General features: G+C 68.3%; 13 protein-coding genes. 7 read left to right on the forward strand and 6 right to left on the reverse strand.

Translation table 11 applies throughout. The features are described from left to right. Positions 1–208: 208 nt before the first annotated feature. The 5 genes from AC6EI8_RS16215 to AC6EI8_RS16235 form a co-directional block, all read right to left on the reverse strand. Positions 209–1,060, reverse strand: coding sequence for an EamA family transporter (locus tag AC6EI8_RS16215; protein WP_226106118.1), 852 nt, complete (start codon positions 1,058–1,060; stop codon positions 209–211). A 154-nt stretch (positions 1,061–1,214) separates the two neighbouring features. After that, positions 1,215–2,348 carry a 2-aminoethylphosphonate--pyruvate transaminase gene (locus AC6EI8_RS16220; protein ID WP_265633689.1) on the reverse strand — a complete coding sequence of 378 codons (1,134 nt, stop codon included), beginning with the start codon at positions 2,346–2,348 and terminating at the stop codon, positions 1,215–1,217. Between the two features lie 57 nt (positions 2,349–2,405). Next, positions 2,406–4,199 carry a putative 2-aminoethylphosphonate ABC transporter permease subunit gene (locus AC6EI8_RS16225; protein ID WP_498382375.1) on the reverse strand — a complete coding sequence of 598 codons (1,794 nt, stop codon included), beginning with the start codon at positions 4,197–4,199 and terminating at the stop codon, positions 2,406–2,408. Beyond that, on the reverse strand, positions 4,196–5,305 hold the full coding sequence (locus AC6EI8_RS16230) for a putative 2-aminoethylphosphonate ABC transporter ATP-binding protein (protein ID WP_265633691.1): 1,110 nt from the start codon (positions 5,303–5,305) through the stop codon (positions 4,196–4,198). The genes AC6EI8_RS16225 and AC6EI8_RS16230 overlap by 4 nt, the downstream gene beginning before the upstream one ends. 178 nt (positions 5,306–5,483) lie before the next feature. After that, positions 5,484–6,503, reverse strand: a complete 1,020-nt coding sequence (locus AC6EI8_RS16235) for a putative 2-aminoethylphosphonate ABC transporter substrate-binding protein (protein WP_265633692.1) — start codon at positions 6,501–6,503, stop codon at positions 5,484–5,486. Positions 6,504–6,825: 322 nt separating this feature from the next. On the opposite strand from AC6EI8_RS16235, the gene AC6EI8_RS16240 reads away from it, so the two are divergent. The 5 genes from AC6EI8_RS16240 (at position 6,826) to gdhA (ending at position 12,945) form a co-directional block, all read left to right on the forward strand. Beyond that, on the forward strand, positions 6,826–7,614 hold the full coding sequence (locus AC6EI8_RS16240) for a phosphonate utilization associated transcriptional regulator (protein WP_498382376.1): 789 nt from the start codon (positions 6,826–6,828) through the stop codon (positions 7,612–7,614). A 126-nt stretch (positions 7,615–7,740) separates the two neighbouring features. Further along, positions 7,741–9,030, forward strand: coding sequence for a phosphonoacetate hydrolase (gene phnA / locus AC6EI8_RS16245; RefSeq protein WP_498382377.1), 1,290 nt, complete (start codon positions 7,741–7,743; stop codon positions 9,028–9,030). 91 nt (positions 9,031–9,121) lie between these two features. Then, on the forward strand, positions 9,122–10,585 hold the full coding sequence (phnY, locus tag AC6EI8_RS16250; protein ID WP_226106103.1) for a phosphonoacetaldehyde dehydrogenase: 1,464 nt from the start codon (positions 9,122–9,124) through the stop codon (positions 10,583–10,585). A 135-nt stretch (positions 10,586–10,720) separates the two neighbouring features. After that, positions 10,721–11,476: a DeoR/GlpR family DNA-binding transcription regulator gene (locus tag AC6EI8_RS16255; RefSeq protein WP_265633696.1), complete on the forward strand. Its 756-nt coding sequence runs from the start codon at positions 10,721–10,723 to the stop codon at positions 11,474–11,476. A gap of 125 nt (positions 11,477–11,601) precedes the next feature. After that, the gene (gene gdhA, locus AC6EI8_RS16260) at positions 11,602–12,945 is read left to right on the forward strand and encodes an NADP-specific glutamate dehydrogenase (protein WP_149316251.1); all 1,344 of its coding nucleotides are present in this window, start codon (positions 11,602–11,604) and stop codon (positions 12,943–12,945) included. 174 nt (positions 12,946–13,119) lie between these two features. Here the strand turns inward: gdhA and AC6EI8_RS16265 are convergent, their stop codons facing one another. After that, positions 13,120–13,638 carry a hypothetical protein gene (locus AC6EI8_RS16265; RefSeq protein WP_498382378.1) on the reverse strand — a complete coding sequence of 173 codons (519 nt, stop codon included), beginning with the start codon at positions 13,636–13,638 and terminating at the stop codon, positions 13,120–13,122. 63 nt (positions 13,639–13,701) lie between these two features. Between AC6EI8_RS16265 and AC6EI8_RS16270 the strand changes: the two genes are divergently transcribed. Both AC6EI8_RS16270 and AC6EI8_RS16275 read left to right on the forward strand, forming a co-directional pair. Beyond that, positions 13,702–15,216: an SDR family oxidoreductase gene (locus AC6EI8_RS16270; protein WP_498382379.1), complete on the forward strand. Its 1,515-nt coding sequence runs from the start codon at positions 13,702–13,704 to the stop codon at positions 15,214–15,216. Continuing rightward, entirely contained in the window at positions 15,204–15,677 is a 474-nt protein-coding gene (locus AC6EI8_RS16275; protein ID WP_149316250.1) for a DUF2269 family protein, read from the forward strand. The genes AC6EI8_RS16270 and AC6EI8_RS16275 overlap by 13 nt, the downstream gene beginning before the upstream one ends. The last annotated feature ends 243 nt before the right edge of the window (positions 15,678–15,920 follow it).

The following is a 15,920-nucleotide window of genomic DNA, read 5'->3' on the forward strand; positions in this document are numbered from 1 at the left end:
GGCGGTGGTGGCGGTTTTCAAAGCGATTCCTCCGTTCCGGAAAACGAGACAAAGCGATTGTACTTCCGGATGGGGTCAGCCGCCATGAGACGGCGGTATGGCGCGGCAGGACGCCGCTCCTCGGACCCTTTCCTCGGACCCTACCTCTCCCCGGACCCTACCTTTCCTCGGACCCTGCCTTTCCTCGGACCCTGCCTCTGCTGGGACCTTACCGCGCCAGCTGCAACGTCACGATCCCCGCCAGCACCAGCGCAGTCGCCATCAGCCGCCGCCGGTCGAACGGCTCGCGCAGCAGGAAGTAGCCCAGCAGCGCGGCGAAGATCACGCTCGATTCGCGCAGCGCGGCGAGCTTGGCCACCGGCGCCAGCGTCATCGCCCACAGCATCAGCGCATACGACCCGACCCGGTTGATGCCGCCGATCCACGCGCGCTTCCACTCCGTGCGCAGCAGCGTCAGCAGCGTGCGGCCGCGCCGGACCGCCGCATAGCTCGGCATGAACAGGTGCGACAGCGTCTGCAGCCAGACGATGTACGAGAACACTTCGCCGTGGCGCTTGACCGCGGTGCCGTCGATCACCGTGCCGCCCGCCAGGCACGCGCCGGCCAGCAGCGCGAAGCCCATCAGCTGCGGCGACTGCGTGCGCCAGCGCACCAGGCTGACCAGCCCGCAGCAGATCAGCGCGATGCCGGCATAGCCGCCGGGGCCCAGCCGCTCGCTGCCCATCGCCAGCAGCAGCAACGCGACCATCATCGGCGCGCAGCCGCGCATCAGCGGATAGGCCTGGCTGAAGTCGCCGCGGTTGTAGGCCGCGACGAGCGACAGCTTGTAGACGACCTCCAGGCAGACCGTCGCCAGCAGGAAGGGCCAGACCGCCGGCGCGGGCAGCGGCACCACCAGCAGGAAGGGCAGCGCCGCCAGCAGGCAGAAGGTGTCGATCAGCGCCATCGACGACAGGCGGTCGCCGCCGATCTTGACGATCGCATTCCATGAGGCGTGCATCACGGCGGACAGCATCACGGCGACGAACGCCATCCAGTGGAAGTCGGCGGGAAGGGTCATGCTGGCCCTGTTGGGGAAGTGGCACGGCCGGCCCGGCAGCTCGCATCGTGCGCGCGGGCTGCCGGGGCCGGCCGGAAAGTCGATCGGTGCAATGCGTGGCGAGCGGAGCGGCGGGATCGGTGGGTTCGGTGGGATCCGTGGCGAGCGCCGCGGCTCAGGCCGCCTTGGCCAGCTGCGCCGCCATGTCGATCCCCATCTCCCGCAGCGTCAGCCCGATCGCGGACACCACGTTGCGCATTTCGTTGTCGTCGATCGCGCCGATGCAGCCGACGCGAAAGGTCTCGACCTGCGTCAGCTTGCCGGGATAGAGGATATAGCCGCGCTCGCGCACCTTCGCATAGAAGGTCTTGAAGTCATAGCGCGGATCGTCGGGCGCGTGGAAGGTGACGATGATCGGCGCCTGCACCTCCGGACGCAGGAAGGGACGAAAGCCCAGCTCGCGCATGCCGTCGATCAGCGCGGCGCAGTTGCGGCGATAGCGCTCGCCGCGCACCGCTTGCCCTCCCTCGGCCAGATACTGGTCCAGCGCCGCGCGGAAGGCCGCGACCACGTGCGTGGGCGGCGTGAAGCGCCACTGGGTGGTCTTCCGCATATAGACGTATTGATCATAAAGGTCCAATGCCAGCGAATGGCTGTTGCCCTGGCTGGCCTCCAGCACGTCCTTCCTGACCAGCACGAACCCCATGCCCGGCACGCCCTCGATGCATTTGCCGGTGGCCGCCACCAGCGCGTCGAACGGCATCGTGCGCGCGTCGATCTCGATCGCGCCGAACGAGCTCATCGCATCGACGATCAGGCCCTTGCCGAGCCGCGCGCACAGCTGCGCGATCTCGGGCAGGGGATTGAGCACGCCGGCGCCGGTCTCGCAATGGACCTGCGCCACATGGGTGATCGACGGGTCCGCGGACAGCGCGGCCTCGATCACCGCGGCGCTGGCGGGCTGGTCCTCCGGAATCGGCAGTTCGACCGAGGCGCGGCCGATCGCCTTGCAGATCTTCAGGATGCGCTGGCAATAGGCGCCGTTCTGCGGCACCAGCACCTTGCCGTCGCGCGGGACGACATTGGCGATCGCCGCCTCGACCGAGAACGTGCCGCTGCCCTGCATCGGCACGCAGACGTGCGTGCCTTCGCCGTGCACGATGCGGACCAGATCCTCGCACAGGCTGCCGGTGATGGCGTTGAAGGCGGCGTCCCACGAGCCCCAGTCGCGCAGCATGGCTTGCTTGGTCGCGAGCGAGGTGGTCAGGGGGCCGGGCGTCAGCAGAATGGGGTCGTTGCCGCGAATCATGGTCGAATCTCCTGGCAGGGGGGTGGCGGAGCGGGAATCGTGTGGTTGTGGTTGGGGTCAGTCGCGTTCGTCGGCGCCGCGCCAGGCCTGGGTGCGGCGCTCGAGCCAGCGCTGCAGGCCGTGGTAGGCGAGGCAGGCGCTGGCGCAGGTCAGCACGACCAGCGTCGCCATCGCGGCGGCCGGGCCGATATCGCCGGACTCGTCCAGATTGACGATCTCGACCGAGGCGAGCTTGGTATCGGTGCCGTACAGGAACACCACCGCGGACACGGTGGTCATCGCATTGATGAACAGGTAGCGCGAAATCTCGACGATCGCTGGCAGGCAGGCCGGCACGGTCACGCGCAAAAAGGTGGTGTAGAACGGCACCTTCAGCGAGGCCGAGACCGCCTCGAACTCGCCGTCGAGCTGCTTGAGCGCGGTCACCGCCGTCAAATGGCAGGACGCGTAGTAGTGGACGATGGTCACCAGCACCAGGATGCCCAGCGTCTGGTACAGGACGTTGAGCGGATTGGCCGCCGGCACGAAGAAGAAGATGTAGCCCAGGCCCAGCACCAGCCCCGGCACGCCCATCGGCAGCACCGCCATCAGCCGCACGAAGCCGCGCAGCCACGGGAGGCCTCGCGTCTTCTCCAGCAGATAGGCCGTGGTGAAGATGAAGACCGGACCGATCAGCGCGCAGGCCAGCGCCAGCTTCAGGCTGTTGAACCAGGAAGCAACGACGCCGCCTTCCACCAGGCCGACCCGGTAGTGGTTCAGCGACAGCGAGAAGTTGTAGGGCCACAGCTTGACGAAGGACGCGTAGATCGCCATGCCCATCACGGCCACCATCAGCGCCGCGACCAGCCAGCAGAATGCCGCCATGGCGAGGTCAAAGCGGCGGCTGCGGCGGGGCACGTAGGGCACCGAGCGGGCCGACATCTGCGCCATCTGACGGCGCTGCACGCGCGCGTCGATGCAGTAGGTCACCAGCACCGGCACCAGCAGCATCAGCGCGACCACCGCGCCCTGCGAGAAGTCCTGCATGCCGATCACCAGCTTGTAGATGTCGGTGGCCAGCATGTGGAAGTTGCCGCCGATCACCTTCGGAATGCCGAAGTCCGAGATCGCGTAGGTGAACACCACCATCGCGGCGCTGACCAGGCCATAGCGCGCGGCGGGCACGGTAATCGTGAAGAACTTGCGCACGGTGGACGTGCCCAGCGCATCGGCCGCCTCGTACAGCCGCGCATCGGTCAGCGACAGCGCCGTGATCATGATCATCAGCGCGTGCGGGAAGGTCGCGAACACCAGCGCGCCGACCACGCCGAGCGGCCCGTAGATCTGCAGTTCGCCCATATAGGGCTTCAGCAGCCCCTGGTTGCCAAACCAGAAGATGAAGGAGATCGCGGCCAGCAGCGACGGCGCCAGCAGCGGAATCAGCGCGAGATTGCGCAGCAGGCCCTTGGCGCCGATGCGGCTGCGCGTCAGCGCGTAGGCGAAGGTGAACGCGAGCGGCACCGTGATGGCGGTGGCCAGCGTCGATACCCAGACGCTGTTCCAGACCGAGTGCCACAGCGCGGGCGTGGCCAGGTACGTGCGGAAATGCGCAATGCCGGCCAGCGTGCCGTCGCGGTTCTGCACGCTCTTGGCCAGGATCATCACGATCGGCGCCAGCACGAAGCACAGCAGCGCCAGCGCGGCGGCCCACAGCAGCGCGTGGGCAATGCGGTCGGTCCAGTGGGTACGGACCGCACCGAAGGGGATGCCGGGCGCGGCGGAAGGGGATAGCGGCGGCACGGGCGGGGCCGACGGAACGGGCGGAAGGGGCGGAACGGGCGGCACGGTCGCCTTGGACAGGAGCAGGCTCATGGCTGACGGAACACTCGCAGGCGGTCGGCGGGAATGGCCAGGCGCAGCGGATCGCCCGCGCTGGGACGCAGTTCGTGCATGTCGTTGAGCGACAGGTCGGCATAGAGCGGCACCGACGCGCCGGCACCGTCCGCCAGCTTCAGGGTCAGCCGCGAAAAGGCGCCGAGGAACTCGATCTTGTCGACGGTGGCATCGAGCACGTTTTCGCCCTGCTGGTCGCAGCCGCGCACGCAGACGTCCTCGGGCCGGAAGAAGATCTGCACGGTGTCGTCGGTGCAGCAGCCCGGCGGCGCGATGCATTGCAGGCGCCGTTCGCCCAGCCTCAGATGGCCGTCGCTGTCCACGGTCGCCGGCAGCATATTGGTCTTGCCGACGAAATCGGCGGCGAAGGGCGTGGCGGGGCGCTGGTAGATCTGCGCCGGCGTGCCGATCTGCTCGATCGCGCCCTGGTTCATCACGACGATGCGGTCCGCCATCGACAACGCTTCCTCCTGGTCGTGCGTGACCAGGATGGTGGTGATGTTCAGCCGCTGCTGCAGCGCGCGGATCTCGCTGCGCAGTCGCACCCGCACGCGGGCATCCAGCGCGGACAGCGGCTCGTCGAGCAGCAGCAGGCCCGGCGAAGTGGCCAGCGCCCGCGCGATCGCCACGCGCTGCTGCTGCCCGCCCGACAACTGGCTCGGGTATTGCGCGCCGCGCTCGGGCAGGCCGACCAGCGTCAGCAGTTCGGCCACGCGCGCACGCCGCTGCTCGCGCGGCATGCGGCGATTGACGAGCCCGTAGGCAACGTTGTCCGCCACGGTCAGGTTGGGGAACAGCGCATACGACTGGAACACGATGCCGTAGTCGCGTTCCATCGGCGGCAGCGTCGAGATATCGCGGCCCGCCTGCAGGATGGTGCCGGCGGTCTGCGATTCGAGGCCGGCGATGATCCGCAGCAGCGTGGTCTTGCCGCAGCCGGACGGGCCGAGGAAGCACAGCAGCTCGCCCTCGCGCACGTCGAGGTCGATATGGCGCAGCGCGGTGAAGCCGTCGGCGCCGCCGAACCGCTTCTGGATGCCTTTCAGGCTCAGATAACTTTCGTGCCGGGTGGGGGACGTGGTCATGGATGTGGGCTCCATCGAGTCGGACGGGGCGCGCGTCTGGTGAATGCGTCTGGTGAATGCGTCTTGTGGTTGCGGCGGGTGGTTGCGGCGGCTGGGTGCGGCGGTTGGCTGCGGCGGTTGGCTTCGGCGGGCGGCGGCGAGTGGCCGGCCAGCGCGATGCCCTGCTGCCTGCCGCTGCTTACTGCTTCTCCGCCTTGGCGCTGTAGCGCTTCTGCCATTCGGCCAGCACGCGCTCGCGGTTCTTCGCGATATGGCTGAAGTCGTTCCTGACCAGCATCTTTTCGTAGTCGGCCGGAATCGTCTCGATCTTGCGGGCCACGCCGGGGTAGGCCACGATGGCCCAGTCGCGCGCGAACAGCTCGTTGGCTTCCTTGCTGGCGAGCCAGTCCAGATAGCGCTGCGCGGCCTCCTGCTTTTTGGTGCCCTTGACGATGGCGGCGGCCTCGATGTCGTAGCCCAGTCCTTCGCGCGGGAAGATGATGTCGATCGGTGCGCCCGCTGCCTTGGTCTTGTGCGCGCGCAGCTCGAACGAGATGCCGATCGGGAATTCGCCGGCGCCGGCCTGCTTGCACGGCTTCGAGCCGGAATGCGTGTACTGGGCGATGTTCTCGTGCAGCGCGTCCATGTACTTCCAGCCTTCCTGCTCGCCGAACAGCTGCAGCCACGCGGTCACGTCGAGAAAGCCGGTGCCCGACGAGGCCGGGTTGGGCATCACGATCATGCCCTTGTAGATCGGCTTGGCCAGGTCGCGCCACGTTTCCGGCTTCGGCAGGTTGCGCTTTTTTGCTTCGATGGTGTTGAAGCACACCGTCGCGCCCCAGACGTCCAGGCCGAGCCACGAGGGCGGCGTCGCCTTGTCGCTGTAGTCGCGCGTCAGGCGTTCGAAGCCCTTGGGCGCATAGGGCTGCAGCATGCCTTCCTGCTTCAGCAGCTCCAGGCTCGAGGCGGCCAGGCCGGCGATCACGTCGGCCTGCGGGTTGGCCTTCTCGGCCAGCGCCTTGGCGGTGATCACGCCGGTCGAGTCGCGGACGTACTTCAGCTCGATATCGGGCGCGACCTTGGCGAACCCCTCGGCGTAGGGCTTCAGCGTCTCGGTTTCCCAGGCGGTGTAGACGGTCAGCGTGGTCTTCTGCGCGAATGCGGCGCCGGCCAGAAGAAGGGCGGCGCTGGCGGCGAGGGCTTGCTTGGCGAGTGTCATGGCGGTTCTCATTGTGGGGCTCCTTGCGGCATTGTATGTGCTGAGGTGTGTCAATTTGGTGAATTAGTTGCAGTGCGTGGCCAGACCCGTGCACCACCGTGAATCACCTGAAACCCTTGTACAGCAACGCTTGCAAGACATATGCCCAAACGAACCCGCGCAGTCTCCCAGATTTCGCGCTCGTCGGCGTCTTGGTTTGTTGACAATATACAAACCGCTTGCTTTAATCGCAACCAGGAAATGCACGCACGCCAGCCGGACCCAAAAGACGGTGGAAATGAATGCGCGGCGCGTGCACCGCCATCCCGTGTCAGGAGTCTTCATGTCCCGCCAAGCGCCGCTGTCGAGCGAAATCGAAATCCTGCAGAGCCAGTCGCTGACGTCGCTGGTGCAGCGTGAGCTGGAGCGGCGCATCACCGCGGGAGAGCTCGCGCCGGGCGACAAGCTCAACGAGATCGAGCTGGCCGGCGAGCTGAACGTGTCGCGCGGTCCGGTGCGCGAGGCCTTTCGCGCGCTGGAACAAACCGGGCTGCTGCGTACCGAAAAGAACCGCGGCGTCTTTGTCCGCTCGGTGTCCCTGCACGAGGCGGACGAAATCTATGCGCTGCGCGCCGTGCTGGACGAATACGTCGGCCGGCAGCTGGCCCAGCGCATCACGCCCGAGGCGCTGCGCGAACTGCGCGCGATGATCGAGGCGCTGGGCGCCGCCAGCGCGGCGCGCGACCTCGACGAATATGCGCGGCTGAACTTCGCCTTCCACGATCGCATGGTGGAGCTGGCCGGCAACGGCAAGCTGCTGGAGACCTATCGCCGCCTGGTCAAGGAATTGACGCTGTACCGGAGGGAAGCACTGTCCGCCGCGCCGACCGCGATGCCGACCTCGACGCGCGAGCATCGCGACATCGTCTCGGCGATCGCCTCGCGCGATCCGGAGCTTGCCGGCCGGCTGATGCGCGAGCACGTCGAGCGCGGCCGTGCGCGGCTGCATGCGGCGGTGCAGGGCCACGCCGGGGCCGGCACCGGCACTGACGCCGGCACCGGCATTGACGCCGGCACCGGCGCTGGCTCCGACGCGACATCGGAGGCCGAAGCGCCGCCGGGCGCCGCCTGATCCAATCCATCTGCAGGCGCGGGGCCCCGGCCGCGCCTGCCGGCCCTTACGCTCCTTACACCCGTTACAGCCCTTACGCGCCTATCCCTTACGACTCTCACGACTTTTTCCGCACAGGACCCCGACATGCCCGCCCCTCGCTCCGATTCCTCGCCCGGCAAGCCCGCCGTGACCGTCAACCAGCGCACCTACCGATGGATGCAGCAGCCCGTGGTGGTGGTCTGCGTCGACGGCTGCGAGTTCGACTACCTGGAAGCCGCCGCCGCCAGCCGTAGCGCGCCGTATCTGCAGCGGTTGCTGGCCGAGGGCGCGGCGTTCCGTGGTGCCTGCGTGGTGCCGACCTTCACCAACCCGAACAACCTGTCGATCGTCTGCGGCGCGCCGCCGTCGGTGCACGGCATCTGCGGCAACTACTTCTTCGATCGCACGGCCAACGGCGGCCGCGGCGAGGAAGTGATGATGAACGACCCGAAGTACCTGCGCGCCGGCACCATCCTCGCGGCGTTCGCAGAAGCGGGCGCCAGCGTCGCCGTGGTCACGGCCAAGGACAAGCTGCGCCGGCTGCTTGGCCATGGGCTGCGCGGCATCTGCTTCTCGTCGGAGAAGGCGGACCAGGCCAGCGTGGAAGAGAACGGCATCGACAACGTGCTGGAACTGGTCGGCATGCCGGTGCCCAGCGTCTACAGCGCGGAGCTGTCCGAATTCGTGTTCGCCGCCGGCGTGCGGCTGATGGAGACGCGGCGTCCCGATCTGATGTATCTGTCGACGACCGACTATATCCAGCACAAGTTCGCCCCGGGCTCGGACGGCGCCAACGCCTTCTACGCGATGATGGACCGCTATCTGGCGCGGCTCGACGCGCTGGGCTGCGTGGTGGCGCTGACCGCCGACCACGGCATGAACGCCAAGCATGACGCGCACACCAAGGCGCCGAACGTGGTCTTCCTGCAGGACCGGCTCGATGCCTGGCTCGGCCGCGGCGTGGAGCAGGGCGGGGCGCGCGTGATCCTGCCGATCACCGATCCCTATGTCGTCCACCACGGCGCGCTCGGTTCGTACGCGACCGTCTATCTGCCCGACGATGCCACCGCCGGCGACGCCGCCGCGTTGAAGGCGAAGCTCGGCGATATCGAGGGCGTCGAAGCGGTGCTCGACAATGCCGAGGCCTGCGCGCGCTTCGAGCTGCCACCCGATCGCGTCGGCGATCTGGTGGTGATCAGCGGCAAGCATGTGGTGCTGGGCACCAGCCGCAGCCGTCATGACCTGAGCGGACTGGACGCGCCGCTGCGCTCGCACGGCGGCGTGTCGGAGCAGACCGTGCCGCTGCTGTTCAACCGTCCCACCGCCGGCATTCCGGGCAAGGCGGTGCTGCGCAACTTCGACATCTTCGACGTCGCGCTGAATCATCTGCATTGATCCGGCCCGGCCCGGCCCGGCCGGCCTCGGCCTCGGCTAGGCCTGGCCTGGACCGCATCGCCCCTTGCCTGCACCTCACGGAGCCCCGAACATGAACGCCCCCCAGTTTCCCGCCGCCTCTGTCAGCCCGCATTTCCGCGCCGAAGCGCTGCGCATCGACGGCGAGAAGGTCGTGCGCGACCGCGTCATCGACGTGCGCAATCCCTACGACGGCACGCTGGTCGGCACGGTGCCGAAGGCGACCGTCGAGGACGTGCGGCGCGCTTATACGGTGGCGCGCGCCTATCGCTCGACGCTGACGCGCTACGAGCGCGCCGCGATCCTCAATTGCGCCGCGGCGCTGCTGCGCGAGCGCACCGAGCCGGCCTCGGACCTGATCACGCTCGAATCGGGACTGTCGAAGAAGGATTCGCTGTACGAGATCGGCCGCGTCGCCGACGTGCTGAACTTCGCCGCCAACGAGGCCCTGCGCGACGACGGCCAGATGTTCTCGTGCGACCTGACGCCGCACGGCAAGAAGCGCCGCGTGATGACGCAGCGCGAGCCGCTGCTGGGCGTGATCACCGCGATCACGCCCTTCAACCACCCGATGAACCAGGTCGCGCACAAGGTCGCGCCGTCGATCGCCACCAACAACCGGATGGTGCTCAAGCCCTCGGAGAAGGTGCCGCTGTCCGCGTGCTACCTGGCCGATCTGTTGTACGAAGCGGGGCTGCCGCCGCAGATGCTGCAGGTGCTGACCGGCGATCCGGCCGAAATCGCGGACGAGCTGATCACGCATCCGGCGGTGGACCTGATCACCTTCACCGGCGGCGTGGCGATCGGCAAGTACATCGCGGCCAAGGCGGGCTACAAGCGCGTGGTGCTGGAGCTGGGCGGCAACGATCCGCTGATCGTGATGGACGACGCCGACCTCGAGCGCGCCTCGGACCTCGCGGTGCAGGGCTCGTACAAGAATTCCGGCCAGCGCTGTACCGCGGTCAAGCGCATGCTGGTGCATCAGGCCGTCGCCGCGCGCTTCACCGAGCTGGTGGTCGAGAAGACGCGGGCGTGGAAGTACGGCGACCCGATGGACCGCGGCGTCGACATGGGCACGGTGATCGATGCGCAGGCCGCGGCGCTGTTCGAGGCCCGCGTCAACGAGGCGGTGGCGCAGGGCGCGCGGCTGCTGATCGGCAACCAGCGCGACGGCGCGCGCTATGCGCCCACCGTGGTCGATCGCGTCGATCCGGCAATGACGCTGGTGAGGGAGGAAACCTTCGGCCCGGTCTCGCCGATCATCACGTTCCGCGATATCGACGAGGCCATCCGCATCTCCAACGGCACGGCCTTCGGCCTGTCGTCCGGCATCTGCACCAACCGCATGGACGACTTCACGCGCTTTGCCAACGAACTGCAGGTCGGGACCGTCAACCTGTGGGAGGTGCCCGGCTACCGCATCGAGCTGACGCCGTTCGGCGGCATCAAGGATTCGGGGCTGGGTTACAAGGAGGGCGTGCAGGAGGCCATCAAGAGCTTCACCAACCTGAAGTCGATCACGATGCCGTGGGGGTAAGAGCGGTGAGAGGGGCCGGGTGAGAGGGGGCGGGGTCAGAGGTGCGTGCGCAAGCGGCGTGCGCGGTCGCCGCTGCCGTCCTGTCACAACGCTCCGCTAAAATCCCCGCACCTTCCACAAGCCCCCGGAGCCCCCGTGCTGGCCGAACAACGGCAGAAATACATCCTCGACCAGCTGGCCGCCAGCGGCGCGCTGCAGATCAGCCAGCTGGTCAGCGAGCTCGACGTCTCGCGCGAGACCATTCGCCGCGATCTCAATGCGCTGGCCGCGCGCGGCCTGCTGACGCTGACCCACGGCGGTGCGCTGGCGTCGAGCCGGGCCGAGGCCGATACCCAGACGCGGGCGGCCGTCAATGCCGAGGGCAAGCGCGCGATCGGCGTGCGCGCCGCCGAGCTGGTGCCCGACGGCGCCTCGGTGATCATCGACTACGGCACCACCACGCATGCGGTCGCGCAGGCACTGCTGGGCCACCACAACCTGCTGGTCTATACCAACGACCTGTCGATCGCGCTGCTGCTCGGCCGCCGCAACGGCAACCGTGTGGTCGTGCTCGGCGGCGAGCTGCAGGACAACGAGGACGCCACCAACGGCTGGGACACGGTCGAGCAGCTGTCGCGCTATCACGCTGACTTCGCCTTCATCGGCATCGGTGGCATCAGCAACGACGGCGAGGTCAGCGAGTATTCGCGCCCGGCCGCCGAGCTGCGGGGCCGAATGCTGCTGTCGGCCAGCGTGCCCTGTGTGGTAGCCGACCATACCAAGTACGGCCGGCATACCGGCGTGCAGGTCCGGCACTTCGACAAGGCGGCCTATCTGATCAGCGACATGGCCCCGGAGGCCCCGCTGGCCGAGGCGCTGAAGCGCCGCGGACCGGCGCTGCTAATCGCGTGAATCGGGTGCCGGAACGCGCCGTTCCGCATTTTTGCGCTGCGGGTCACAACACTTTTGACTGTCGAATTTCACCATTTCGGTGCTAAAGTCGCGCTCCGACTCAAGAAAATTCGACAGAGACAGCTGTGAGCCTTCCGACCCTCGATGCCTTCCTTGCCGGCGTGGCCCGGCGCGATCCTGACCAGCCCGAGTTCCAGCAGGCGGTCAAGGAAGTGATGATGACCCTGTGGCCGTTCGTCGAGCGCAACCCGCGCTACGCGGACCAGGCCCTGCTGGAACGGCTGGTCGAGCCCGAGCGTGTGATCCAGTTCCGCGTGGCATGGACCGACGACCAGGGCAAGGTGCAGGTCAATCGCGCCTTCCGCGTGCAGCACAGCTCGGCGATCGGCCCCTACAAGGGCGGCATGCGCTTCCATCCGACCGTCAACCTGTCGGTGCTCAAGTTCCTCGGCTTCGAGCAGACCTTCAAGAACGCACTGACGACGCTGCCGATGGGCGGTGGCAAGGGCGGTTCGGATTTCGATCCCAAGGGCAAGTCGGACGGCGAGGTGATGCGCTTCTGCCAGGCGCTGATGACCGAGCTCTATCGCCATCTCGGCGCGGACACCGATGTGCCGGCCGGCGATATCGGCGTGGGCGGCCGCGAGGTCGGCTTCATGGCGGGCATGATGAAGAAGCTGTCGAACCAGTCGGCCTGCGTCTTTACCGGCAAGGGCCTGGCCTTCGGCGGCAGCCTGATGCGTCCCGAGGCGACCGGCTACGGCACCGTCTATTTCGCGCAGGAGATGCTGCACCGTACCGGCCGCGACTTCGACGGCCAGCGCGTGCTGATCTCGGGCTCGGGCAACGTCGCGCAGTACGCCGCGCAGAAGGCGATCGAACTGGGCGCCAAGGTGCTGACCGTGTCCGACTCGGGCGGCGTGCTGCACTATCCGGAAGGCATGAACGACGAGCAGCTCGCCGCGCTGATGGCGTTCAAGAACGAGGAGCGCGGCCGCCTGTCGGACTTCGCCGAGCGCCAGGGCCTGCGTTTCGAGGCCGGCCGCACGCCGTGGCATGTGCCGGCCGATATCGCGCTGCCGTGCGCGACGCAGAACGAGCTCGATGGCGAGGATGCCAAGCGGCTGCTGGCCAATGGCGTGTTCTGCGTGGCCGAGGGCGCCAACATGCCGTCGACGCTGGAGGCGGTGGACCATTTCCTCGCCGCGCGCATCCTGTACGCGCCCGGCAAGGCCAGCAATGCCGGCGGCGTCGCGACATCGGGCCTGGAGATGTCGCAGAACGCGATGCGGCTGTCGTGGCATCACGCCGAGGTCGACTCCAAGCTGCACTTCATCATGAAGGACATCCACCAGAACTGCATCCATCACGGACGCAAGGACGACGGCTACATCAACTATGTCGAAGGCGCCAATATCGCCGGCTTCGTCAAGGTGGCCGACGCCATGCTGGCGCAGGGCGTGATCTGACGCTCTTGACGCTCAGGTCGGGCGCGCCGGCGATGTAGCTTCTTACTCGCGTCTTGCCCGTGTCGCAGCGGCGGCGCTTGCGGCGTGGCAATTCTGCAAGCCCGTGTAAGAACGCGCCGCCGGCGCCAGCGATACCGCACCGCACAGCGGGCCTTCGGGCCCGCTTTCTTTTTGTCAGTCGGTACCCGCCGACGGCGCCGAGGCCGGAATGGCTCTTGCATCTGGGCCCTGGCGCGGCCGGCATAGCGTGACCAGCGGCAGCGCGAGCCCGAAGGCGACATAGACCAGCGCTAGCGACCACGGCGAGAGCCGCCGCTCGAAGCCCGGGGTCAGCCGTTTCGGCGTCAGGCGCAGGTCGACCACGCAGGCCGCCGCCGCGACCGCGAGGCCGGCCAGGATCGCCGCCGCGGGCCTCTGCCGCTGCGGTGAGCGGCCCACCCAGGCTTCGTAGAACGCGGCCCAGAATACCGACATCGCATGATGGATCACGTATCCCACCGCGGTATAGCGCCACGCCGGACCATTGGCATGGATCGCGCGATCGCCCCAGACCCAGTGGCTGACGGCATTGACCGGCGCCAGCGTGTCGCGGCAATCGAAATGGCCGGCGCAGGCCAGGGCGATGGTGGACAGTGCGCTGGCGCTGGTGCCGGAGACCAGGCTGCGGCCAACGAAATCCTTGATGGGGCTCATGTTGGCGCTCGTGTCGGTTCCTCGGAACGGGATGCGGCGACCGGCGGCACCGCGCGTCCCACGGTGCTGCTGACCGGCGCCAGCGGTTTCATCGGCGCCGCGATTGCCGCGGCGCTGGCACGGGCCGGCTGCCGGGTCCTCTGCGGCGTGCGCGATCCGGCGAAGGCCGCGCGCGACCTGGGCGCATGCGAATTCCGTGCCGTCGATTTCGGCGCGCTGACCGACGCGCAGGCATGGCTGCCGCTGCTCGACAGCGTGGACGTGGTCGTCAATGCGGTCGGCATCTTTGCCGAGCGCGGCACGCAGACCTTCGAACTGCTGCATCGGCGCGCGCCGATCGCGCTGTTCGCCGCCTGCGCGCAGGCCAACGTGCGCGCGGTGATCCAGATCTCGGCGCTGGGCGCGGACGAGCGGGCCACCACGCCGTACCACCTGAGCAAGAAGGCCGCCGACGATTTCCTCGCCGGCCTTGGCCTGCCCGCGGCGATCCTGCAGCCCTCGCTGGTCTACGGGCCGGGCGGGACCAGCGCGCGGATGTTCGGCACGCTGGCGACGATGCCGCTGCTGCTGTTGCCCGAGGGCGGCAGGCAGCGCGTGCAGCCGGTCCATCTGGACGATGTCGTGGCCGCGATCGTGCGGCTGGTAATGATGGCCGGAGACAGCGACGGCGGGGGTCCCGGCGGTGGTCCTGGCGGTGGTCCTGGCGGTGGTCCTGGCGGTGGTCCTGGCGGTGGCCGTGGCGGTGGTTCTGGCGGTGGTCTCGGTGGTGGTCGCGGCGGTGGTCCCGGTTGTGATTCCGGTGGTGATTACAGCGGCGGTCGCGGAGTCGGTCGTGGAGGCGATCCCGGGAGCGATCCGGCAATGCGGCCGGATTGGCCGCAGGGACGCATCCCCGTGGTCGGACCGACGGCCCTGAGCCTGCGCGACTACCTTGCCGAACTGCGTCATGCGCTGGGGCAACCGGGCGCGCTGCGCGTGCTGCCGGTGCCCGACGCGCTGGTCCGCGCCGGCCTGCCGCTGATGACGCGCCTTGCGCCGGGGCTGCCGTTGAACGAGGACGCATTGGCGATGCTCGCGCGCGGCAATACCGGCGACCCCGCGCCGATGCATCGGCTGCTGGGAAGGCCGCCGCGCGCCGTCGACGAATTCGTACCGGCGCGCTGGCGCGAGGCCGCGCGCACGCAGGCCGTGCTCGGCTGGCAGCTGCCGATATTGCGCACCGCCGTCGCGCTGGTCTGGATCATCACCGGCATCGTCTCGCTGGGGCTCTATCCGGTCGAGGACAGCTATGCCTTGCTGGCACGCGCCGGCGTACCGCAGGCGCTGCGGCCGCTGGCGCTGTACGGCGCGGCCGGGCTCGACCTGTTGTTCGGGTTGATGTGCTTCGCGCCCGCGCGCTGGCGCTTTCCATGGATCTGGGCCGCGCAGGCCGCGCTGATCCTCGGCTACACGGCGATCATCAGCGTGCGGCTGCCAGAGTTCTGGCTGCATCCCTATGGTCCGCTCACCAAGAACCTGCCCATGTTGGCCGTGTTGTGGCTGCTGGGTACGCTGGAGCGCAAGCGATGGACTACATGATCGTCAAATGGATCCACGTGGTCGGCAGCACGCTGCTGTTCGGCACCGGCGTGGGCAGCGCCTTCTATCTGCTGGCCGCCACGCTGACGCGCGACAGCCGCGCGGTCGCGGTGACCTCGCGCCATGTGGTGATCGCCGACTGGCTGTTCACCGCCAGCACGGCGATCCTGCAGCCGGTGACCGGCTACATGCTGATGCGCATTGCCAATTTTTCGTGGGAGCTGGCGTGGCTGCGCGTGTCGATCCTGCTCTATGTAGTCGCCATCGCGTGCTGGCTGCCGGTGGTCTGGCTGCAGATGCGGATGCGCACCGTGTCCGCCGCCGCGGCAGGCGCGCAGGCACCGCTGCCGCCGGCCTACTGGCGGTACTTCCGCTGGTGGTTCGCGCTCGGTGTGCCGGCGCTGTTCAGCTTCCTGGCGATCTTCTATCTGATGATCGCCAAGCCCGCCACGCTGTTCTGAGGGCGTGCCGACGGGGTGACCGGCTTCAGCGTGCGCCAGTGACCGACGTCCGCGCGCGTCAGTGACGGCCTCCGCGCGCGTCAGTGGCTGGCCTCGGCGCGCGTCAGTGGCCGGCCTCGGCGCGCGTCAATGGCTGGCCTCGGCGCGCGTCAATGGCTGGCCTCGGCGCGCGGCAAGGGGGCGGCCCACAGCGCGCCCGTGGCCGCTACAGCGTGCGCCCGTGGCGAGTATCGGCGCCCCCCT

It is taken from the genome of Cupriavidus sp. R6-3, assembly GCF_059772245.1.

Coding starts and splice junctions, on each gene's coding strand:
- AC6EI8_RS16220 (WP_265633689.1), bottom strand. CDS start 2,348: ATGATTCGCGGCAACGACCCCATTCTGCTGACGCCCGGCCCCCTGACC.
- AC6EI8_RS16215 (WP_226106118.1), bottom strand. CDS start 1,060: ATGACCCTTCCCGCCGACTTCCACTGGATGGCGTTCGTCGCCGTGATG.
- AC6EI8_RS16240 (WP_498382376.1), top strand. CDS start 6,826: ATGTCCCGCCAAGCGCCGCTGTCGAGCGAAATCGAAATCCTGCAGAGC.
- AC6EI8_RS16235 (WP_265633692.1), bottom strand. CDS start 6,503: ATGACACTCGCCAAGCAAGCCCTCGCCGCCAGCGCCGCCCTTCTTCTG.
- AC6EI8_RS16275 (WP_149316250.1), top strand. CDS start 15,204: ATGGACTACATGATCGTCAAATGGATCCACGTGGTCGGCAGCACGCTG.
- phnY (WP_226106103.1), top strand. CDS start 9,122: ATGAACGCCCCCCAGTTTCCCGCCGCCTCTGTCAGCCCGCATTTCCGC.
- phnA (WP_498382377.1), top strand. CDS start 7,741: ATGCCCGCCCCTCGCTCCGATTCCTCGCCCGGCAAGCCCGCCGTGACC.
- AC6EI8_RS16230 (WP_265633691.1), bottom strand. CDS start 5,305: ATGACCACGTCCCCCACCCGGCACGAAAGTTATCTGAGCCTGAAAGGC.
- AC6EI8_RS16225 (WP_498382375.1), bottom strand. CDS start 4,199: ATGAGCCTGCTCCTGTCCAAGGCGACCGTGCCGCCCGTTCCGCCCCTT.
- AC6EI8_RS16265 (WP_498382378.1), bottom strand. CDS start 13,638: ATGAGCCCCATCAAGGATTTCGTTGGCCGCAGCCTGGTCTCCGGCACC.